This is a genomic window from Thioclava sp. (assembly GCF_048263065.1).
Lineage (GTDB): Bacteria > Pseudomonadota > Alphaproteobacteria > Rhodobacterales > Rhodobacteraceae > Thioclava.
Window position 1 is genome coordinate 40,090 of the sequence record NZ_JBLXEM010000013.1, and the last position, 21,008, is coordinate 61,097.

Below are 21,008 nucleotides of genomic sequence, written 5' to 3' on the forward strand. Positions count from 1 at the left end.
GGATGGGACGGATTATTTGTGCAGGGCTTGGTCCGGGCGACCCAGATTTGATGTCGCGCAGGGCGGATCGCGCGGTCCGCGGTGCGACAGACATCGCCTATTTCCGCAAAAAGGGGCGTTACGGCCAAGCCCGACGCATCGTCGAGGGGATGCTGGCGGATGATGTCGTGGAGCACGCGATGGAATATCCTGTCACCACTGAGATCCCCTTCAACAGCCCCGACTATAACCGGCGGCTCGCCGAGTTTTATGATCAATGGGCGTCGCGCTTGATTACGCTCTCGCAAGGCCGCGATGTTGTTGTGCTATGCGAGGGCGACCCCTTTTTCTACGGCTCATTCATGCATCTCTATACCCGTCTGCGCGGGCAGATCGAGATCGAGGTGATCCCCGGCATCACTGGCATGACGGGGTGCTGGACTGCGATGGGAGAGCCGATCACATGGGGCGACGATGTGATGACGGTGCTGATGGGTTCAATGGGGGAAGACGCATTGGCGCAGCGCATGGTTGCGTGCGATGCGCTGGTCGTGATGAAGACCGGGCGCAACCTGCCCAAGGTCAAGCGCGCTTTGGCCCGTGCGGGACGTCTGGACGAGGCATGGTTGGTTGAGCGCGGCACAATGCCCGATCAACGCATCGCGCGGCTGGCTGAGGTCGAGGAGCATGACTGCCCCTATTTCGCGATTGTCCTTGTGCATGGTCATGGCCGCCGTCCCGAAATTGCGCAGGCCGCGCAATGAGCGGTTGGGTCGTCGTTGCCGGGCTTGGCCCTGGCGCAGAGGATCTGGTGACACCCGAGGTGCGCGCGGCACTGGCGCAGGCCACTGATATCGTGGGCTACATCCCCTATGTCGCACGCATCGCCCCGCGAGAGGGGCTGACACTGCACGCCTCTGACAACCGGGTTGAACTTGAGCGCGCGCATCACGCCTTGCAGATGGCCGCGCAGGGCAAGCGCGTGGTGATCGTTTCCTCTGGTGATCCCGGGGTGTTCGCGATGGCTTCGGCGCTGTTTGAACGTCTGGAGGAGATACCCGAGTTTGCGCATATCGATATCCGCATCCTGCCGGGCATTACCGCGATGTTGGCGGCGGCGGCGCGTGTGGGGGCCCCCTTGGGGCATGATTTCTGCGCGATCAACCTGAGTGACAACCTCAAGCCCTTTGATCTGGTGGAACACCGCTTGCGCCATGGTGCGCGCGGTGATTTCGCAATGGCGTTTTACAATCCGCGTTCCAAGTCGCGCCCGCATCAATTCGCCCGCGTGCTGGAGGTGCTGCGTGAGGAATGTGAACCGACGCGGCTGATCGTCTTTGCGCGTGCGGTTTCGACGCCCGAAGAGATGGTGACCGTCGTCACCCTAGATCAGGCGACACCCGAGATGGCCGATATGCGCACCGTTGTCATCGTGGGCAATAGCACAACGCGGCGTGTTGGAGCGTGGGTTTATACGCCGCGCAGCGCGCCTGATGGCGGGGCTACGTCATGATCGGCCAACCAATCCATCACGCCCTCAACGCTGTCGCGGATGTCGCGCGCGGCCATGTCCGGTCGGTCCACCATGATCACCGGCAGCCCCAATGTGCGCGCCGCCAAAAGCTTGGCCTTTGCACCCGCGCCACCGGAATTCTTGGCAATGATATGGGTGATCTCATGGGTGCGCATCAGTGCGGTGTCCTCGGGCTGCGTGAACGGGCCGCGTGCGATCACGATCTGCGCGTTGCTCAAGGGCAGCGGCGTCGTGGGCGGGTCAACCAGCCGCACCAGATAATGATGCTGCGGTTTTCTGGCAAACACGCCCAACTGTTGCTTGCCAATCGCAAGAAAGATCCGCGCGGGGGGCTCGGGCAGGGCGGCCAGCGCAGCGTTGATATCGGGCACATGACACCACGCGTCGTCAGGCCCTGCCTGCCAAGGCGCGCGCTGATAACTCAGAAGGGGTGTGTTGGTCTGCGCGCAGGCGGCGATGGCGTTATGGCTTATTTGGGCGGCAAAGGGATGGGTGGCGTCGATCACATGAGAGATGTGTTTGGTGCGGATATATTCGGCCAGACCATTGATGCCGCCAAATCCACCAATCCGCATCGGCAGCGGTTGCGAGGCTGGCGCGCGCGTGCGTCCGGCGTAGGAAAATATTGCCCCAATCGCATCTTGGGCAAGCCTTTGGGCCAGTTGGCTGGCTTCGCTGGTGCCGCCAAGCAGCAAGAGGCGCGTCATGTGTAATCCTTGGCTCAGCATCATCGGTCTTGGCGAAGATGGCCTGTGCGGGCTGTCAGATGCAAGCCGCGATGCACTCTCGCGCGCACAGGTCATTTTTGGCGGGGGGCGCCATCTAAGCCTGATCGACGCACAAGGTCGGGGCCGCGCGTGGTCAGTGCCTTTTGATCTTGCCCCTGTGCTGGCGTTGCGCGGGCGGCCGGTGGTGGTGCTGGCCTCGGGCGATCCGTTCTGGTTTGGCGTGGGCGGCGCGTTGGCCCGACATCTTGCGCCCGAGGAATGGTGCGCACATCCGGTTGCGGGTGTGGTGTCGCTGGCCTGTGCGCGCCTTGGTTGGCGGGTCGAAGAGGTTCGTGCGATGGGCTTACATGCCGTCGGTTTTGCGCCGCTTGGTAGTGAAATTCATTGCGGGATGCAGATTGTCGCAACGCTGCGTGACGCTAAAGCGGTGCCGGAACTTGCGCAATGGCTGACTGAAAACGGCTTTGGCGCGGTGCAGATGCATATTCTTGAACGCCTTGGCGGCCCACACGAACGCCTCCGTCAGACGCGGGCGGATAGCTTTGCGATTGCAGATGTCGCAGCACCTGTGACGGTGGCGCTTGATGGCGTAGATTTGCCAGTCGGGGCTGGTCTGTCGCGCGTTCCGGGGCGTCCTGAAAGCGCATTCGTGCATGACGGGCAAATCACCAAATCAGCCGTGCGCGCGCTTACGCTTGCAGCACTGGCGCCGCGTCCGGGCGAGATGTTGTGGGATGTTGGCGCGGGATCGGGGTCAATCTGCGTTGAATGGGGGCTTGCGGGCGGTCGAGCGGTTGCAATTGAGCCACGCGCGGACCGCTGCGCCAATATCCGCGCCAATATCGACGCATTCGGTTTAACCCGCCAGATTACATTGGTTCAGGGGCACGCCCCCGAGGTGCTGGCGGAAAATCTTCCGCCACCGGATGCGATCTTTGTCGGAGGCGGTGGATCGGGGGCGCTTTTTGACGCGCTGTGGGGACATCTTGGGCCCGGCGGGCGCCTTGTTTGCAATGCTGTGACGCTAGAGACCGAGGCCCTGTTGGTGGCCTTGCACGCGCGCCTCGGCGGCACGCTGACCCGGATTGAGATCGCCCAAGCTGCGCCTTTGGGACGGATGCGCGGCTGGCTGCCCGCGCGCCCGGTCGTGCAATGGGCGGTAACGCGATGAGGGTCGTGGGGCTTGGGTTTCGCGGAACGATTACGCCAAAGGCCTTGGCGGCTGCGTTGGAGCAGGCCGGGGCATTTGATTGCGTGGCCACTGCCGCGCAAAAAGCGTCGGCATTGGCCGCAGCCTTGCCGGGGGTGCGGGTGGTGGGCGTCGACGTGGCGGGGGTGGCAACGCCGACGCAATCCAAGGCATCGCTCAGCGCGTATGGCACCGGCTCGGTGGCAGAAGCTGCGGCACTCATCGCCGCAGGGGCGGGCGCGCGGCTATGCCATACGCGTAGAATTATCGGCGGCGTGACCATCGCGCGCGCACAAGGAGATAAGATATGACAGTGCATTTTATCGGAGCCGGACCCGGAGCGGCCGATCTGATCACGTTGCGTGGGCGCGATCTGATCGCATCCAGCCCGGTGTGTCTTTACGCGGGCTCGCTGGTGCCAAAGGCGCTGCTAGATCATTGCCCCGAAGGCGCAAAGATCGTGAACACTGCTTCGCTGAGCCTTGATGAAATTACCGATGCGATCAGTGCGGCCCATTTCGAGGGCAATGACGTGGCGCGGCTGCATTCGGGTGACCTGTCGGTCTGGTCCGCGATGGGCGAGCAGTTGCGCCGGTTGCGCGCGCTGGACATTCCCTATGATGTGACGCCCGGCGTGCCGAGCTTTGCCGCCGCCGCTGCGACACTTGGGGCCGAGCTAACCTTGCCGGGCGTGGTGCAATCGGTGGTGTTGACGCGCACCTCGGGACGCGCGAGCGCGATGCCCGAGGCAGAGAGCCTGCAAAACTTTGCGCGCACCGGGGCGGTGCTGGCGATTCATCTCTCGGTTCACGTGTTGGAAAAAGTCGTGGCTGATCTGTCCCCGCATTACGGCGCGGATTGCCCGGTGGCGGTGGTCTGGCGTGCGAGCTGGCCTGATGAGCGGGTGGTGCGCGCGACCTTGGGAACGCTGAAAACAGCCGTCGGCGATGAGATGGCGCGCACGGCTTTGATCCTTGTCGGACGCTCAATCGGCGCCGAGGAGTTTGACGAAAGCCGTCTTTATTCGGGTGATTATGATCGCCGGTATCGCCCCGTTGGCACCAATCCGCGTTTCCCCGGGGCTGGCGCATGACGCCGGGGTTGGTGATCTCCGGTGCGGCTTCGGGTGTGGGGAAAACAACCTTCACACTGGGGCTTATGGCGGCGTTGCGGGCGCGCGAAATGGCGGTGCAGCCCTTCAAATGCGGCCCCGACTACATTGATCCGGCCTTTCACACGGTGGCGGCGGGACGCGCGTCGCTCAACCTTGATGGCTGGGCCATGGCGCCTGCGCAGATTTTAGACCTCGCGGATAGAGAGGCCGATATTGCTGTCGCAGAAGGCTCGATGGGGCTGTTTGATGGCGTGGCGCAACCGGGCGAAACCGGGGTCGGAGCAAGCGGGGATATCGCCGCCCTGATGGGCTGGCCGGTCGTTCTGGTGATTGATGTCACGGGGCAGGCGCAAAGCGCAGCGGCTGTGGCGCAAGGTTTGGCGCAGTTTCGCGAGGATGCGCAAGTCGCGGGGGTGGTGCTGAACAAAGTCGCCTCGCCCCGCCATGAGGCGTTGGTGCGCGCGGGGTTTGCGCAGGCCGCGATCCCGGTGCTTGGCGCGCTGCCGCGTCAGGCGGGAATTGAGTTGCCATCGCGCCATCTGGGACTAGTGCAGGCCGAAGAGACGGGTGACCTCGAATCCCTTCTCGCCAAGGCGGGGAATGTCGTGGCGGCGCATTGCGATCTTGATGCCATTGTCGCCGCAGCGCGTGCCGGGCAAAGGAAACCGGCGGTGCATCGTCTCACACCACCGCCCGGAATGCGGATCGCTTTGGCACGCGATGCGGCTTTTTCTTTCGTCTATCCCCATCTGATTGAGGGCTGGCGCGCGGCGGGCGCGACCATCTTGCCGTTTTCGCCGCTGGCTGACGAGGGGCCTGACGATAGCGCGGACTGCTGCTGGCTGCCGGGGGGCTATCCCGAGTTGCATGCCGGGCGTCTGGCCGCGAATGCAACCCTGCGCGCCGGGATTGGGCGTTTTGCACAAACCCGGCCCGTTCATGGTGAATGCGGCGGTTACATGGCTTTGGGTGCAGGGTTGATTGATGCGCAGGGGCAGCGCCATGCGATGCTTGGGCTACTTGGGCTTGAGACCAGTTTTGCCAAGCGCAAGATGAATTTGGGCTACCGTCTGGCGCGGTTGAGCGCGCCGATCCCGGGCCATGCGGTTGGTGCGCGCTTGCGTGGGCATGAGTTTCACTATGCGACGATCCTATCGCAGCCCGATGCGCCCTTGGCCGAGGTTTGCGACGCTAATGGGGCTGGCGTGGCGCAAACCGGTTCATGGCGAAAGGCCGCAGGTGGTGGCCAAGTTAGCGGCACGTTTTTTCACTTTATTGCAGAGGCCAGCCTATGAGTGAATTTGTCTCGTTCGTTTCCTCGGGCGCCGGAGACCCCGATTTGTTGACCCTCAAGGCGGTTGATCGGTTGCAACGCGCCGATGTGGTGTTGTTTGATGACCTCGCCTCGGGGGCGATCCTAAGTCATGCGGGGCCGCAGGCCGAATTGATTGCCGTGGGCAAGCGCGCGCGCCGCCCTTCGGTCAAACAAAACCACGTTAGCCGGTTGCTGGTGGATCACGCACGCACCGGCGCGCGCGTGGTGCGGCTCAAATCGGGCGATTGCGGTATTTTCGGGCGACTGGAAGAAGAGATGATCGCGCTTGATGCGGCCGGGATCGATTACGAGATCATTCCCGGCGTGCCATCTGCGTGCGCGGCGGCGGCGGCGGCTGGGCTGCCCCTGACACGGCGCTTGTCGGCGCGGCGGGTGCAGTTTGTGACCGGCGCGGATGTGACCGGCGATTTGCCCGAAGCGCTGAACTGGGCGGCACTGGCCGATCCGGGGGCCACGACAGTGGTTTATATGGGTAAACGCACGTTTCCCAAGCTGGCGGCTCAGTTGATTGCGCAAGGAATGTCGCGCGACACGCCCGCGCTTTTGGCCCAAGCTGTGGGGCATGCGGAACAAAAACTGCAACGCAGCACAATTGGTGCGCTTGCCGATCAGCTTGCGCAGGCGTGCCCCGATCAACCCGCGTTGATCTTATATGGGCCTCTTGCTGGCGAGGCCGAGGACAAGCACTCAACCGGGGCTTGACGTTACATGCGCGCTCGCGTTTACCTGAACCCCTGTTTGGTGCCCATGATTGCGCAAAGCGCAGGGCTCAATCGGGAACGGGGAAGGGTGGACCAAGTTGCGGCACCCAAAGCCCCGGCCGCCCCCGCGACTGTATGCGGCGAGCGCGCTCTGAAAAACCACTGGGGATGTGCCCCTGGGAAGGTAGAGTGCCGCCTCGACCCGCGAGCCAGGAAACCGGCCATCAGGTCAACTCAACCAGCCGTCGGGTGTGACGGCAAGGAGATCTGTAATATGCATATCGAACCGGGCGTCGTCACGGGCGCCAAACTCATTCTCAGCTACGCAACCGCTGCTACTGCGGGGGTGTATACGCTCAAGACCGCCTATGAAGCGGTGCGCCAACAAGGGCTTGGCTCGCTTGTGTTGCGCACGGCCATCGCATCGCTCGCAGTTTTCACCTTTTTCCAACTGATGCCGCATTACCCGGTTGGCGTGTCCGAGGTGCACCTTATCCTAGGCTCGACCTTGTTTCTAACGCTCGGGGCGGCACCTGCCGCGATTGGTCTGTCGCTTGGGTTGCTTATTCAGGGCCTGTTTTTTGCGCAGTTCGATCTGCCGCAATACGGCATGAACGTGACCACGCTGCTGGTGCCGTTGTTCGGGCTGCAATACCTCGCGCAGCGCCTGATTGCGCCGGGCACTGCCTATGTTGATCTCAAATATACGCAGGCGCTTGCGCTTTCGACGGCGTATCAAGGCGGCATCGTCGGCTGGGTGGCGTTCTGGGCGCTTTATGGACAGGGCTTTGCCGAGATCGGTCAGGTTATGACCTTCGGCGTCGCTTATATGTCGGTCATCTTGCTTGAACCGCTGGTTGACCTAGCGGTTCTTGGTGCGGCCAAGCGGCTGCATGCGCTCAAGGGCTCGGTTTGGGTGACCCCACGCCTTTTTGCCTGAGAACAGCCGGGAATTTGCAAATGTTTGGGAGGCTTCGGCCTCCCTTTTGCGACGGAGCACTTAGATGATCGAGCTTAGCCTGATCGGTATTGGAACCGGCAACCCTGATCACATCACGGCGCAAGCCGTTAAGGCGATGAACGCGGCCGATCTGATCCTGATCCCGTTGAAAGGGGCGGATAAATCCGACCTCGCCGGGCTGCGAAGGACGTTGTTGTCGCAACATTTGGTCAATGCGGAGACACAGGTTGTCGAGTTTGACCTGCCAGTGCGTGATGCCGCCAACCCGTCCTATTCTGTGGGCGTCGCCGACTGGCACGATGCAATCGCTGCAGCGTGGGAACACCAGATTTGCGCGGTCTTGGGCGCAAATCCTGCGGGTCGCGTAGCGTTGCTGATATGGGGCGATCCGATGCTGTATGATAGTAGCCTGCGGATTGCCCAACGGTTGGGGCGGAGGATCCCTGTGGTCCCGCACGTGATCCCCGGCATCACCGCAATTCAGGCGTTATGTGCGGCTCATGCGATACCGCTCAATGAGGTGGGCGCTCCGGTGATTATTACCACGGGGCGCCAACTGCGCACAAATGGCTGGCCAGTAGGGGCCCAAACGGTTGTCGTGGTACTGGACGGGGAGTGCTCTTTCCAGGCGCTCGACCCGGAGGGGATTTCGATCTGGTGGGGCGGCTGCGTGGCGATGCCGCAAGAGGCACTGATTGCGGGACCATTACGTGCGGTTGGGACGCAGATCATCACCACCCGCGCCGCCTTGCGCACAAAGAACGGTTGGGTGATGGATGTTTATCTAATGCGTCGCGGGAATTGAGCTGGCTAACTGGCGCAACACTTTGCAGCAAAAGTTCAGCCCTCATGTAGATGAATTTACTCGCACCGAAGTCCGGAACTTGCAGGCGTATTTGTAAGACGTCAGGGCAATGAAAGCGTTTAGCCGTCGCGCCAAAATGAAAGTCGCCATGAAGACTGTGAGATGTGCGTGCCGTTGATCATGATGCCCTATTTAGAGGCTTTCTGAACCATCCCGTTCGCTGACCAGAAAGCGATTGCTCGCAACGGCTGAGACGAATTCGGTCACTTTGCCTGGGGTCTGGTCCTTCAGTGGAGGAGACATGGCCCTGCTTATTCGTGCTGCATCGCTCGCAAAAATGCCCGGTGTCTCAATTCGTAGGGGCAAACGCTCAAAAAGGTGTCTGAGATTGATGGAGATGGAGGGCGAGATGCAAGGCCAAGCAAGCAATGCTGAGACGTTTGCAAGGAACGCGGTCGCGATAAAGGCCTTCTCGCGCATCGCAGAAGTTTGGAAGATGAGCGCGGCGGAAGCTGCCGGTGTTGATGGCAGTAGCACAGTGATGGCCCTTAACCTCGCCGAACGGCAAGTAAGGACTGGAACTGGTGGTCTGCTGCATGCCGCGCGAATGATCGTTCTGGACCGAGGTCGACTGATCACATTCGTAGTGTAGAGGGAACCGCGTGATGTTTTAGAAAACCTTGGAATGTTGTGGGCGGAACGGTAAGGCTTGGGCTGGCCCACGCTTCTGGAATCGCAAATGACACGAAGTCCCACGTTCGGCATCTTCCTCGCCCTTTTCGGGGCGCTGGCGATCACGCCTGACACATTGCTCATGCGGTGGTCCGAGATGAATGGCTCCCAGATGGTCGCTTGGCGCGGGCTCCTGATGGGCTCGGCGATGCTACTGGCTTGGCTGATCTTCCGGTGGCGCCACCTTCAAGGCGATCTGCGTGCCATCGCCTGCGGGGCGGGGCTTCTGATCGTGCTTTGCCAAGCTTGCAACGCCTCGCTCTTTGCTATCGGCATCGCGGTGGCGCCGGTCTCGGTCGTGCTATTCAGCGTTGCTACCGTGCCAATCTTTGCCGCGCTGCTGTCGCGGATGATTATGGGAGAGACCGCGCATTGGACAACGTGGGTTGCGACAGCGTCCGTGTTGGCTGGCATCGGCGTCGCTGTTTTCGGGACAGCACCCGCGCAGACCACCGGCAGCCCGCTGCTTGGCGCTGCAATAGGGCTGGGTGTTGCGATGTTCCTCGCGCTCAGTTTCGTTATCATCCGAGCCAATGCGCAATTGCCGATCCTGCTAGCCGTAGGGGTCGGGGCAACGCTGGCGGGCCTTGCAGGTCTTGCCTGGACGGGAACGAGCGCGATGATGGCAGGTCACGTCTGGGCGATCGCGCTTGCGGGCGCTCTTGTGCTGCCAGTGTCGTTCTTCTCGCTATCGCTTGCATCGCGCTACACGCACCCGTCGAACGTCAGTCTGCTGATGCTTCTCGAAACGGTTCTCGGCCCCATCTGGATTTGGGCCGGAACCGACGTGGCACCGACCCCTGCCATGCTGGCCGGCGGCGCGATCGTCATTGTTAGTCTCGCGCTCTATCTTTGGCATATTGGACAGCGCCAAGTCCGAGCGCGTCAATTGGTGCCAACGCCTGACGAGACAGGAAAGAGCTAAGTCCCAGTGTCTTTCTGCAATGCAGTAGCGGTCAGCTTTGCGGGGTGACTTTAAAGAAAACATGCGGCCATGCGGCGTTTGGATTTTTATTTTCGCCCTCTGCCAGCCAGTTTTTAGTGCTGTTCTGGTTAATGGCTTTTAGCCGATCTACGACATTCGTGCCTAGTATTGCATGACTTGGAATATCCGCGACGTCATCCCAAGCTGGCAGAGTTCACTGTGCGAACACCATGTCCGAAGGCCCGCCCCGAGAGTTTCGGCTTGGGGCGGGCGAATATCATGCGTTCACGTAGTTGCTTGGGAATAACGCGCGAAGCGAGGCTTCATCACCGGGCGTTTTGAAGGTCTCGCCCTTGCCGATCTGCTGCGCCTTTTCAACGGCAGGGCGTGCGTTGATCGCCTTGAACCAGCGCGCGACTTCCGGAAAACGCTCAAGACCTTCGCCGCCCAACACCCGCTCGCCGCGGATGGCCCAGCCCCATGCGGAAATATCGGCGATGGAATAGCTGTCACCTACGATGAACTCACGGCCCTTCAGGTGGTCATTGAGCACCTGATAGTGACGCTCTGCTTCGCGCATGTAGCGGTTTTTAGCATAGGGGAGGTCTTCGGGTGCGCTGTGGTGGAAGTGAACGCTTTGCCCCGAAAACGGCCCCAGACCCGAGGCAATGAACAGCAGCCAAGACAGCAGCGCACCGCGATCTTGGGGCGCGACGCCCAGCTTGCCCGTCTTGTCTGCGAGATAGACAAGGATCGCCGTGCTGTCGAACACGACGGTGCCATTGTCATCGATTGCAGGCACCTTGCCATTGGGGTTGATGGCCCGGAATTCCGGAGTGTGTTGCTGGCCCTGCGCGGTGTCGACCGGCACCACTTCGTAGGGCAGATCGGTTTCTGCCAAGAACAAAGCGATTTTCAGCGGGTTCGGCGTGGGGTGATAGTAAAATTTCAACATGTCGTATCCTGTGGGCTTGAGAGAAGCGGGGATCATTCAACCGCGGCTGCAATTTTGTCTTGGGTTTTCGTGTCGAAATCGGACGCGTCATGGCGTTCGTGCAGTTGCTCGTTCAGCGGGCCACGGGTGCGGTTAACGATGCGGCCCCGTTGCACGGCGGGACGGGCAAGGATCTTGTCGGCCCAGCGACGCAGATTGGTGTAGCTTTCCACATCAAGGAACTCGCCCGCATCATAGGCTTCACCCAAAACCAGATTGCCATACCAAGGCCATGTCAGCATATCCGCGATGGTGTATTCGTCGCCGCCCAAATAGCGGTGCTCGGCGAGTTCCCGGTCCAACAGATCCATCTGGCGTTTTACTTCCATCGTGAAGCGGTTGATCGGATATTCGAATTTCTCCGGCGCATAAGCGTAGAAGTGACCGAACCCGCCCCCCAGATAGGGCGCAGAGCCTTGCAGCCAGAACACCCAGTTCAGGATCTCGGTGCGTTGCGCAGGATCGCTTGGCAAAAACGCCCCGAATTTCTCAACCAAATACAGCAGGATTGAGCCGCTTTCGAACACGCGCGTGCCGGTGTCGCGATCCAGCAGCGCCGGGATCTTGGAGTTCGGATTGAGCGCCACGAAACCAGAGGAAAACTGATCGCCCTCGCCGATCCTGATCAGATGGGCGTCATATTCCGCGCCCGTTTTGCCAAGCGCGAGAAGTTCCTCGAGCATGATCGTGACCTTCTGGCCATTGGGCGTGCCCATCGAATAGAGCTGAAGCGGGTGCTTCCCGACGGGAAGTTCCGCGTCAAAGGTTGCGCCTGCGATTGGACGGTTGGTCTTGGCCCAATCGCCGCCATTTTCGGCATCCCATGTCCAGACCTTGGGGGGGGTATAGTCGGCCATAGCGTGTTTTCCTTTCAAGTGGATCGCGTGCCTAAACTTGCGCGGCAGGATGCGTTTGTCGCAGGTCAGGCGTGTCTAAATGGCGGTGTTTTTTGCGCGAAAAGGCGGGCGAATACTCTCGGGCTTCGTCATGACCACCTTCAAAGCTGTCAGGGAGGTCGCATGGCGGCCTGTTTTTCGACGTTCTTGTGACTCCATACGCATTCTTGAGTGATCGCTCAAGTATTTTCGTGTCAATCACAGGTTTGTGATTCCGGGCGGTAGAAACACCGCTCGGCCCTTATAATCTACTACCATTCTAAGTGCTTTCCAAAGGTCCGCAGACGGAGTAGGCATCCCAATCTTTGAAGATTTGGGGCACATCATGGCGCAAAATGCCACCATCTATAAAGTCGAACTCTCGGTCTCCGATATGGATCGGCACTATTATGAGACCCACAAACTGACCGTGGCCAAGCATCCCTCCGAGACGGATGAACGGCTGATGGTGCGCATCGTCGCTTTTGCGCTAAATGCTCATGAGCATTTGGAAATGACAAAGGGCCTTTCAACGGATGACGAGCCAGATATCTGGCAAAAAAGCCTGAGTGGAGAGCTCGAAGTGTGGGTGACGCTCGGAGTTCCAAGTGAGAAGGTGATACGTCAATCCTGTGGCAAAGCCGACAAGGTGATTGTCTATTCCTACGGCGGTAGGACTGCCGAGATGTGGTGGGATAAGATCAAAAACAGCATCACCCGTTTTGATAATCTTCAGGTGATAAATTTCTCAGAGACTGACACAAGCGCATTGGCAAAGCTGGCAAGCCGCGCGATGAAGCTGCAGGTCAATATTCAGGACGGCGATGTGATGGTCAGTCTTGATGATCGCATCGTTTACGTTACCCCCGTAAAATGGAAGAGCGCCGCGTAAGTTACGCATGCGCGCCGTGAAGACGGGTTTGAGCTGCGCCGCGGGGGCACCTTCGTCAGATATGATGGGCCAATGTCCGCACCGGGTAAGCTGCGCCGCAGCGCCGATCCCTCTGACCAACGGCTGCTCTAGGCCGGTCACGTCACTCGCGCCCCGCTCTTGGACATAGCTCTTATTAAGACCACAACCTGCGCATTGTGCATTCGTTCACAACAAAACAAGCTGGCGCTCTCCATCCACCGTCTATTCCCGCTCTCAATCAGCAGCGCGGTCGAGCCACTGCGCCAAAGCACGCCTGCTTATCTCCGGCGGGGTCGGCAGGTCGTGTTGTAGTTTTCGGCGCTCGTCGATTGTGAACATTGCAGGATGTTTACATCCATCCACGCTCCGGCCCACAACCATTTCAGCAAAGTGCGCGGCATCTCATCACGCGCGACCTTTTGAAAAAATGTGACTGGTCCGCATCCAGCAGACAGCACCTCACCGGGGCGCTGTCCGAGATTGAAACTATCGCTAAAGCGAATCGCAAACCCGCCACTTTGTCGGCTGGTCTCTGACGGAGATCTTGTCAACTATCTCGGGTCATTTTGATCTGAATCAAGGCGACTCCCTCCGACGCGTGGCCCTCTTGCCACACAAAGCAACCGGAGCGAGATCATGAAAAGCTATTCGACAATTGCAGATAGATATCACAGCGGCTTTGCTAACTTGGCTAAGGACATCCCTGGTCCTGCAACTGGCTTTCAGGATTTGATGGTTGCCGCCATCAAGGACGGCGCCCTTTCCACCAAGACAAAAGAACTGATCGCCTTTGCTATCGGTATAACCGTGCGCTGCGATGGATGCTTGGCGCATCATGCGCAGGCTGTCCTCAAAGCAGGTGCGACCCGTGAGGAAGTAGCCGAGATGATTGGCGTTACGCTGTTGATGGGTGGGGGTCCCTCGTCAGTTTATGGCGTCGAAGCGATGCGCGCCTATGACGAATTTGCTGACAAACAATCCGCTGTCGCTGAATAGCCCCCAATTTGTAAAAACACCGGATAAGGAAGTTGTGATCATGAAAATCGATAAATCAGGACTGCTCGACGGCTATCGCACGATGCGCACGATCCGCGAATTTGAAGAGCGTGTGCATAAGGAATTCATGACAGGCCAAATTCCAGGGTTCGTCCATCTATATGCGGGCGAAGAAGCCTCAGCGACGGCCATTTGCCAGCAGCTTGGCAAGAACGATACCGTTGCCAGCACCCATCGCGGTCATGGCCATGCGATTGCGAAGGGTTGCGATGTCAAAGGCATGATGAAAGAGATTTTTGGTCGCGCTGATGGTCTTTGTGCCGGCAAAGGCGGTTCTATGCACATCGCTGATCTAGACGTTGGCATGCTTGGTGCAAACGGCATCGTTGGCGCGGGTTCGCCACTTGCATGTGGCGCGGCGCTGAGCGCGAAGACGCTGAAGACGGGCGGTCTTTCGGTCTCATTCATTGGTGATGGTGCGTTCAATCAGGGAACGACATCTGAATCGATGAACTTTGCCCGCGTCTATGACCTGCCGGTTCTTTTCGTGCTTGAAGACAACGGCTATGCGGAATCCACATCAAGCTCCTGGTCAATCGGCGGGCATAATCCCGTGCGACGCGCCGAAGGCTTCGGGATCGAAGGCACGCGCGTTGATGGCCACGACTACTTTGCGATTTATCGCGCTGCGGAAGATGCTGCCAACGCCATTCGCAATGGTAAGGGGCCGCGCTTTATCCATATCGAGTTTACCCGCTATTACGGCCATTTCGAGGGCGATGCTTCTTCCTATAAGCCATTGAATGAAGTCAAGGATGAGCGTCGATATCTGGATGCATTGAAATTCTTTCGAGCGCGCACAACGGGCGGCAAAATGCTGAACGTCGAAGATCTCGACGCGATCGATAAAGAGGTGGAGACCCTGATTGACGTGTCTGTCAAAGAGGCCAAGGCCGCACCACCCCCAGACCTCTCAACCCTCATGACTGACGTCTATCTGTCTTATTGATCCTGGAATTCGGAGGAAAATCATGTCTGTGAAATCATTTCGCGAAGCCCTCAATGAGGCCATGCGTGACGAAATGCGTCGCGATCCGACAGTCATCCTGCTTGGCGAAGACATAGCCGGCGGTATGGGAACTGGTGGCGAGCAAGATGCATGGGGTGGCGTGCTGGGTGCGACCAAGGGGCTGATGCCTGAATTCGGGCGCGAACGGGTGCTGGACACCCCCATCACCGAGAGCGCGTTCATTGGTGCGGCGGCGGGTGCGGCGTTGACCGGTTTGCGCCCTGTGGCCCAGCTAATGTTCATCGATTTCTTCGGCGTTTGTGGCGACCAAATCATGAACCAGATGGCCAAGTTCCGGTATATGTTTGGTGGAAAAGCCAAAACTCCTTGCGTCGTGCGTACTCTTTATGGTGCGGGTTTTGGTGGTGCGAGCCAGCACAGTCAGTGCCTTTATCCTATGCTGACCCATATACCGGGGATCAAAGTTGTCATTCCATCTTCTCCCTATGAGGCCAAGGGCTTGATGACGCAGGCTATCCGGGATGATGATCCGGTTATCTTTTTTGAGCACAATACAATGTTTGATGACAAGGAGGAGGTGCCAGACGAGCCCTACGCAATTCCGTTCGGCGAGGCGCGCACTGTCCGAGAGGGCAAGGATGTCACCATCGTCGCAATTGGAATGATGGTTGGGTATGCCAAGACGGCCGCCGATCAGATGGCCAAGGACGGTATTGAATGTACCTTGCTGGATCCGCGCACCACATCACCTCTTGACGAGGATGCGATCATCGCGTCGGTGAAAAAGACCGGGCGGTTGATCGTTGTCGATGAGGCGTCTCCACGTTGTGGTATGGCGTCCGATATCTCGGCAATTGTTGCGGAACGGGCGTTTGATGCGCTCAAGGCACCGATCAAACGGGTGATGCCGCCCCATACGCCGGTGCCGTTCGCGCCAAACCTCGAGAAGGCATATATCCCCAGTGTTGATGACATTCAGGCCGCAATTCGTGCGGTAATGGGGGTCAAGTGATGGCAGACCAAAAGATCACAGCAATCGTCATGCCTAAACTGGGCATGACGATGACCGAAGGCAAGGTTGTCGATTGGCAGGTAAAGGTCGGTGATGAGGTCTCAGAAGGTGACGAAATCGCCGGGATCGAGACCGAAAAGATCACCAACGCCTGCGAGGCGCCTACCGACGGTGTCTTCCGCCGCCGTGTTGCCAACGAGGGAGACACGCTCCCCGTTGGGGGCCTGATCGGCATCATCGCCAGCGCGGATACCAGTGATGCAGATATCGACAGTTTCATCGCCAATTTCAAACCAGAGGAGGAGGCTTGATCGCCGTATGGTGAGGCCTCGGAATGTGATCACATGAAGCTGAAAGCAGCATTTATTTTTCTGGCAGAAGGTGCCGATTCCGCCACTGACCGTCAGGTGGTTACAACGCCAAGCGTGGATCTGACCGTCGTTGCTTCCGTTGACTATGCAGATGCGGAGAAGGTGGCAAAAACTCTTGTTGCTGACGGTATAGTGGCCATCGAATTATGTGGCGGGTTCGGCATTGCCGGAACGGCGCGCATTGCCAAAGCCGTGGCCGGCAAAGCTGCGGTGGGTGTGGTGCGGTTCGATGGCCATCCTGGCCTTGATGGAAAGAGCGGCGACACGATCTTTGCCGGCGACTGAAAAATTGAACCCTCAATTGGATGCTTGTAAAATGACCAGTCCGCGGAAAAATACATCAGAACACCTTTCGGTGCAGACATATGACTATTCCCTGTTCGGCAAGGTTGAGACTGTTCCGCTGGATAATATCCGGCAGATTATTGGTCTTCGCATGGCTGCTAGTTGGCAGAATGTTCCCCATGTCACCCACCATGACAGCGTGGACATAAGTGATCTGGAAGCATTGCGACATCAACATAACGACAAAGCCAAAGATAGCGCCCGGCTTTCAACCTTGTCCTTCATCGTCAAGGCCTGTCTCGCTGGACTCAAGGAGTATCCAGATTTCAATTCATCTCTGGATGAAACTGAAGAAAATCTCTTTATCAAGCGCTATTTTAACATTGGTATTGCTGTTGATACGCCGGGTGGTCTTATTGTTCCGGTTCTAAAAAACGCTGACAAGTTGAACCTCGAAGATCTCGCATCATCGGCGGCAACCCTTGCCGAAAAGGCGCGCACCGGTCAACTCAGCTTTGCCGATGCGGAAGGTGGCACATTTACCGTCACCAGTTTGGGTAAGATTGGCGGCACGGCATTTACGCCTATTATCAATGCCCCCGAAGTCGCCATCATGGGCGTGTCACGCGCTCGCCAACAACCCGTTGAATTTGAAGGCAAGATTGCTTTGCGATTGATCTTACCGCTTTCTCTCTCCTATGATCATAGGGTTATTGACGGTGCAAAGGCCGCTCGGTTTATGGGCTTCGTTAGAGACTTGTTGCAAAAGCCCAAAAGCCTGCTCTGAAAATCGATGTCGGCATACCCACGTCGGCCAGACCACAAGGTGGCCTCCCAGCCACCGCTAATTCCGTTGCGCGCCGGCGTTCAATCAAGCTCTGTAAGAGGATCGTGTTGGATGCCTGTAATCGAGGAGTCATACAAAGCGCTGCTCCGGGGAACCCGCCGTGGTGAATCGGTTCCGCGATGCGGCTCTTCCGGGTCTTGATGATTCTGCAAGTCGACGTAAATGGTTGCTTCCAAGACGCTGGGCCGCAACGGACAACTATCGGTGAACGTTGGCAAAGTGCCGAGCGCGTCGATAAGGGCTGCTCTTGCCCGGTTGAGCTCTTGCAGCGCCGCCGCATGGCCGCTCTCGGTTCCGCTAGGGAGGCCAAGTGCAGCGCCAATTCTCGGATGTTTCGTGTTGGCGGAAAAACCTGCTACTGAACTTTACAGCATAAATGGAAATTAAGATGAGCACTTCTGGCCAAAGTGACGCCTTTGCAAAGCCGGTCAAGGTTGTGGTGAAGGATCAAAATGTGGATCCGGTCTGTGGGCTAGACGAGCCTGACGTCTTGAGACGCCAGGCACAGTATGGCCAAAATCAATTGCGCGTAAATGAAAAGAAAAGCGCGCTCGTCATATTTGCACATCAGTTCAAAGGGGTGATCGTCTGGCTTTTGGTATTTGCTGCGGCGGTTTCATTATATTATCGGGATATTGCCGAAGGCATCGCAATCGTTGTGGTGCTTGCTATCAACACCGCGATCGGCTTTTTCACCGAACTACGTGCCGCCCGGTCTATGGAAGCACTGGCGCGCATGTCCGAGTTTACCACTCGGGTGCGGCGGGGCAGCAAGGTAATTAGCGTCGATGCGCATGAATTGGTGCCAGGCGATATCGTCCTTTTGGAGGCGGGCGATATGGTGACCGCCGATCTGCGGCTTATTGAAGCTTCGAACCTACATAGCGATGAATCCGTTCTGACCGGTGAATCCGTTCCTGTCGTCAAACAGGTGGAACCCGTCTCTCCCAATTCTGTCATCGGGGACCGCTCAAGTATGGCGTTCAAGGGTACTGCGATAACACAGGGCATGGGCGAAGGTATTGTGACGGCCACCGGCATGGCCACCGAACTGGGCCGGATCAACCATCTTGTTCAGACTGCCGAGTCGGCAGCCTCGCCGCTGGAAATGGGTCTTGACCGTTTGGGGCATCGGTTGGTCTGGCTGACTTTAGCGCTGGCTGTTTTGGTCATTGGGGCGGGAATCCTTCGTGGTCATGAGATCGCGGCGATGATCCAGACCGGCGTGGCCCTTGCCGTTGCCGCGGTGCCCGAAGGGTTGCCTGTGGTGGCTACCCTGAGCCTAGCCAGGGGCATGTGGCGCATGGCTGAGCGTAATGCGATTATCTCGAACTTGTCCTCGGTAGAAGCCTTGGGCGCAACAACGGTGATCTTGACAGACAAGACCGGCACGCTGACCGAAAACCGCATGGCAGTGGTTCGCTACCTGACGTCAGCGGCGGATGTAAGCGTCGATTGGAATGACGAGACGGTACAGTTTGAAACCAGCGCGGGTGAACGTGATCCACAAACCGATCCGCAACTGAGCGCAGTTCTGCGGATCGGGGCGTTGTGCAATAACGCCGCGCTCGAGCAAGGGAACCAAAAGCAGTTAGGTGATCCGATGGAAGTCGCGCTGCTGCGGGTTGCTAGGCATGCTGGACAGTCCCGTGATACCCTGCTGGAGACATGTGAAGAGGTACGAAAACACGCCTTTGATCAAAATACAAAGATGATGGCCACCGTTCACCGTGATGACGATGGCTTCTTCTATGCCGTAAAGGGTGCCCCCGAAGCAGTTCTGGACGTTTGCACAAATGTTCTGGGAAATGATGGAGAACAGACGCTAGACGGAACCACGCGTAGGCAGTGGCAAGAGCGCAGCCATGCCACTGCCAGCGAGGGATTGCGTCTTTTGGCTCTAGCTTGCAAACAGGCCGACCGCGAGGATGCTGCGCCTTATGAGGGCCTCACTCTCGCCGGAATAGTCTGCTTGCGCGATCCATTGCGAGCTGATGTTGGCGGAGCAATCGCCGCGGCGCAGGCAGCAGGCGTACGTGTCGTGATGCTGACCGGCGATCACGCCGATACTGCCGCCGCTATCGCCCGCGAAGCTGGTCTGGGAAGGGGGGGCAAACTGACAGTGATGGAAGGGGGCGATCTGGATGAGCTTGAGACGGAGAATGCCGACAGTTCTCTGCGCAACCGGATCCTATCTGCCGACGTATTTGCCCGCGTCGCCCCGGCGACCAAGCTGAAGCTGACAGCGCTTTATCAGCAAAATGGCCACATCGTGGCGATGACCGGCGATGGCGTGAACGATGCTCCAGCGCTGAAACAGGCCGATATCGGTATCGCCATGGGACAGCGAGGCACCGAGGTGGCGCGTGAAGCAGCGGATATGGTTCTTAAGGACGATTCGGCCGGAACGATAATAGCGGCTATGCGGCAGGGGCGGGTCATCTTCGACAACATTCGCAAGTTCGTCGTGTATCTGATGTCCTGCAATGTGAGCGAGGTCCTGATTGTCGGTCTCGCCGTCGGAGCAGGTTTGCCCATGCCGTTGCTGCCATTGCAGATCCTGTTTCTGAATCTCGTGACAGATGTGTTCCCGGCCTTTGCGTTGGGCTTTGGCGCGGGCGACGAGCGCATCATGCGCCAGCCCCCGCGCGATTCCACCGAACAAATCCTCGACCGTAGCCGCTGGATACTGATTGGAGTTCTTGGCGGCGCTATTACTGTGACTGTTCTCGCGGCCTTTTGGCTGGCCTTGCACTGGCTGATGCTTCCTACTGAAACGGCTGTCACCGTGGCGTTCCTGACGCTTGCGTTGGCGCAGTTGTGGAACGTATTCAATGTGCGAATGCCCGGCGGTGGTCTGTTCGTCAACGAAGTGACGCGTAATGTCTGGGTCTGGGGGGCGATCGGTCTTTGTATTGGAATGATTGCAATGGTGTTTTGGTTGCCGGGACTGTCTGATATTCTGAAATTGCCTAATCCCGGTTTGCCCGGAATCCTGCTGGCATTTGGGGGCAGTATCGGACCGCTGGCAATCGGGCAGATATTCCTCCGTCTCGGTCCAAGACGTTGGTCGGGTTCCGCGTCCGCAACGTAAAAATGGCACGGTTAAGGGACCATCCCCAACGTCGTTGGTAACGAAAACCGGAGCGACACGACGGTTCTGAACTCGGACGGCAGCAAGACCGAGACGGTCATAGATACCGATCAATGGGGCAACCAGCTCCACAAAATTGTCACGACATGTCCAGAGGACGACCAATCTTCGACGACGTTGACTTCGGGTGCCAATTCGTTGCTTGAGACCGCGACTGTGTCGATGAGCTACAATCAGGATGGATCAACGACCCAGACGACGTCGGCTACCGATGGTTCGGGCAACGCCATCGACACCAGTGTCGATGGCCACACTGTGGATACGTCTTGGGATCTCAATGGTGATGGTTCCAACAATGTCACTGAGCATTCCCGCAGGCGCGCATTACTGGAGCCGGGAGATTTCAAAACTCGGCCACGATGTCAGGCTGATCGCCCCGCAATACGTCAAGCCTTACGTGAAGCGGCAAAAGAACGATGCAAACGACGCTAAGGCTATCGCGGAGGCTGCTTCTCGGCCGACCATGTATTACCCGACAGGCGATGCTCACATCGCCGAGAGGGCGGTTTGTGTCGACCAAGACCACC

At 58.5% G+C, this 21,008-nt stretch carries 22 protein-coding genes, 1 pseudogene and 1 riboswitch; of the genes and pseudogenes, 20 read left to right on the forward strand and 3 right to left on the reverse strand.

The window, feature by feature from the left end; all coding sequences use genetic code 11:
* The first annotated feature begins 2 nt into the window (after positions 1-2).
* Complete coding sequence (locus ACN0SD_RS14840; protein ID WP_417809011.1) at positions 3-743, forward strand: precorrin-2 C(20)-methyltransferase; 741 nt, start codon at positions 3-5, stop codon at positions 741-743.
* On the forward strand, positions 740-1,492 hold the full coding sequence (cobJ, locus tag ACN0SD_RS14845; protein WP_417809012.1) for a precorrin-3B C(17)-methyltransferase: 753 nt from the start codon (positions 740-742) through the stop codon (positions 1,490-1,492). Before ACN0SD_RS14840 ends, cobJ begins: the two co-directional genes overlap by 4 nt.
* Here cobJ and ACN0SD_RS14850 read toward each other — a convergent pair.
* On the reverse strand, positions 1,450-2,220 hold the full coding sequence (locus ACN0SD_RS14850; protein WP_417809013.1) for a cobalt-precorrin-6A reductase: 771 nt from the start codon (positions 2,218-2,220) through the stop codon (positions 1,450-1,452). The genes cobJ and ACN0SD_RS14850 overlap by 43 nt on opposite strands.
* Here ACN0SD_RS14850 and cbiT point away from each other — a divergent pair.
* From cbiT to ACN0SD_RS14895, 9 genes are all read left to right on the forward strand, one after another.
* Entirely contained in the window at positions 2,219-3,412 is a 1,194-nt protein-coding gene (gene cbiT / locus ACN0SD_RS14855; RefSeq protein WP_417809014.1) for a precorrin-6Y C5,15-methyltransferase (decarboxylating) subunit CbiT, read from the forward strand. The genes ACN0SD_RS14850 and cbiT overlap by 2 nt on opposite strands.
* Positions 3,409-3,741 (forward strand): cobalamin biosynthesis protein, encoded by a 333-nt coding sequence (locus ACN0SD_RS14860; RefSeq protein WP_417809015.1) that lies wholly within the window; start codon positions 3,409-3,411, stop codon positions 3,739-3,741. Before cbiT ends, ACN0SD_RS14860 begins: the two co-directional genes overlap by 4 nt.
* Positions 3,738-4,523 carry a precorrin-4 C(11)-methyltransferase gene (gene cobM, locus ACN0SD_RS14865; protein WP_417809016.1) on the forward strand — a complete coding sequence of 262 codons (786 nt, stop codon included), beginning with the start codon at positions 3,738-3,740 and terminating at the stop codon, positions 4,521-4,523. The genes ACN0SD_RS14860 and cobM overlap by 4 nt, the downstream gene beginning before the upstream one ends.
* Entirely contained in the window at positions 4,520-5,839 is a 1,320-nt protein-coding gene (locus tag ACN0SD_RS14870; protein ID WP_417809017.1) for a cobyrinate a,c-diamide synthase, read from the forward strand. Before cobM ends, ACN0SD_RS14870 begins: the two co-directional genes overlap by 4 nt.
* Entirely contained in the window at positions 5,836-6,582 is a 747-nt protein-coding gene (gene cobA, locus ACN0SD_RS14875; RefSeq protein ID WP_417809018.1) for a uroporphyrinogen-III C-methyltransferase, read from the forward strand. The genes ACN0SD_RS14870 and cobA overlap by 4 nt, the downstream gene beginning before the upstream one ends.
* A 20-nt stretch (positions 6,583-6,602) precedes the next feature.
* Positions 6,603-6,822: riboswitch (cobalamin riboswitch) on the forward strand.
* Between the two features lie 33 nt (positions 6,823-6,855).
* Positions 6,856-7,521 (forward strand): energy-coupling factor ABC transporter permease, encoded by a 666-nt coding sequence (locus ACN0SD_RS14880; protein ID WP_417809019.1) that lies wholly within the window; start codon positions 6,856-6,858, stop codon positions 7,519-7,521.
* A gap of 64 nt (positions 7,522-7,585) precedes the next feature.
* Entirely contained in the window at positions 7,586-8,347 is a 762-nt protein-coding gene (gene cobF, locus ACN0SD_RS14885) for a precorrin-6A synthase (deacetylating) (protein ID WP_417809020.1), read from the forward strand.
* Between the two features lie 301 nt (positions 8,348-8,648).
* Positions 8,649-8,999: a hypothetical protein gene (locus tag ACN0SD_RS14890; protein WP_417809021.1), complete on the forward strand. Its 351-nt coding sequence runs from the start codon at positions 8,649-8,651 to the stop codon at positions 8,997-8,999.
* Between the two features lie 87 nt (positions 9,000-9,086).
* Positions 9,087-10,004: a DMT family transporter gene (locus ACN0SD_RS14895; protein ID WP_417809022.1), complete on the forward strand. Its 918-nt coding sequence runs from the start codon at positions 9,087-9,089 to the stop codon at positions 10,002-10,004.
* A 277-nt stretch (positions 10,005-10,281) separates the two neighbouring features.
* On the opposite strand, the gene ACN0SD_RS14900 is transcribed toward ACN0SD_RS14895, so the two are convergent.
* Together ACN0SD_RS14900 and yghU are read right to left on the reverse strand one after the other, a co-directional pair.
* On the reverse strand, positions 10,282-10,959 hold the full coding sequence (locus tag ACN0SD_RS14900) for a glutathione S-transferase family protein (protein WP_417809023.1): 678 nt from the start codon (positions 10,957-10,959) through the stop codon (positions 10,282-10,284).
* A gap of 32 nt (positions 10,960-10,991) precedes the next feature.
* Positions 10,992-11,855, reverse strand: a complete 864-nt coding sequence (gene yghU / locus ACN0SD_RS14905; RefSeq protein ID WP_417809024.1) for a glutathione-dependent disulfide-bond oxidoreductase — start codon at positions 11,853-11,855, stop codon at positions 10,992-10,994.
* 364 nt (positions 11,856-12,219) lie between these two features.
* Between yghU and ACN0SD_RS14910 the strand changes: the two genes are divergently transcribed.
* The 9 genes and pseudogenes from ACN0SD_RS14910 to ACN0SD_RS14950 all read left to right on the forward strand — a co-directional run.
* Positions 12,220-12,765, forward strand: coding sequence for a YaeQ family protein (locus ACN0SD_RS14910; protein WP_417809025.1), 546 nt, complete (start codon positions 12,220-12,222; stop codon positions 12,763-12,765).
* Between the two features lie 657 nt (positions 12,766-13,422).
* Positions 13,423-13,782 (forward strand): carboxymuconolactone decarboxylase family protein, encoded by a 360-nt coding sequence (locus tag ACN0SD_RS14915; protein ID WP_417809026.1) that lies wholly within the window; start codon positions 13,423-13,425, stop codon positions 13,780-13,782.
* The gene (locus ACN0SD_RS14920) at positions 13,742-14,791 is read left to right on the forward strand and encodes a thiamine pyrophosphate-dependent dehydrogenase E1 component subunit alpha (RefSeq protein ID WP_417809027.1); all 1,050 of its coding nucleotides are present in this window, start codon (positions 13,742-13,744) and stop codon (positions 14,789-14,791) included. Before ACN0SD_RS14915 ends, ACN0SD_RS14920 begins: the two co-directional genes overlap by 41 nt.
* A 22-nt stretch (positions 14,792-14,813) precedes the next feature.
* Complete coding sequence (locus ACN0SD_RS14925; protein ID WP_417809028.1) at positions 14,814-15,824, forward strand: alpha-ketoacid dehydrogenase subunit beta; 1,011 nt, start codon at positions 14,814-14,816, stop codon at positions 15,822-15,824.
* Entirely contained in the window at positions 15,824-16,135 is a 312-nt protein-coding gene (locus ACN0SD_RS14930) for a biotin/lipoyl-containing protein (RefSeq protein ID WP_417809029.1), read from the forward strand. Before ACN0SD_RS14925 ends, ACN0SD_RS14930 begins: the two co-directional genes overlap by 1 nt.
* 33 nt (positions 16,136-16,168) lie before the next feature.
* Positions 16,169-16,480: a DUF6506 family protein gene (locus tag ACN0SD_RS14935; RefSeq protein ID WP_417809030.1), complete on the forward strand. Its 312-nt coding sequence runs from the start codon at positions 16,169-16,171 to the stop codon at positions 16,478-16,480.
* Entirely contained in the window at positions 16,425-17,267 is an 843-nt protein-coding gene (locus tag ACN0SD_RS14940) for a 2-oxo acid dehydrogenase subunit E2 (RefSeq protein WP_417809031.1), read from the forward strand. The genes ACN0SD_RS14935 and ACN0SD_RS14940 overlap by 56 nt, the downstream gene beginning before the upstream one ends.
* Before the next feature lie 448 nt (positions 17,268-17,715).
* Positions 17,716-20,421 (forward strand): cation-translocating P-type ATPase, encoded by a 2,706-nt coding sequence (locus ACN0SD_RS14945; RefSeq protein WP_417809032.1) that lies wholly within the window; start codon positions 17,716-17,718, stop codon positions 20,419-20,421.
* 379 nt (positions 20,422-20,800) lie between these two features.
* Positions 20,801-20,953 (forward strand): annotated as a pseudogene (locus ACN0SD_RS14950) (IS110 family transposase); the annotation flags it as partial.
* Positions 20,954-21,008: the final 55 nt, after the last annotated feature.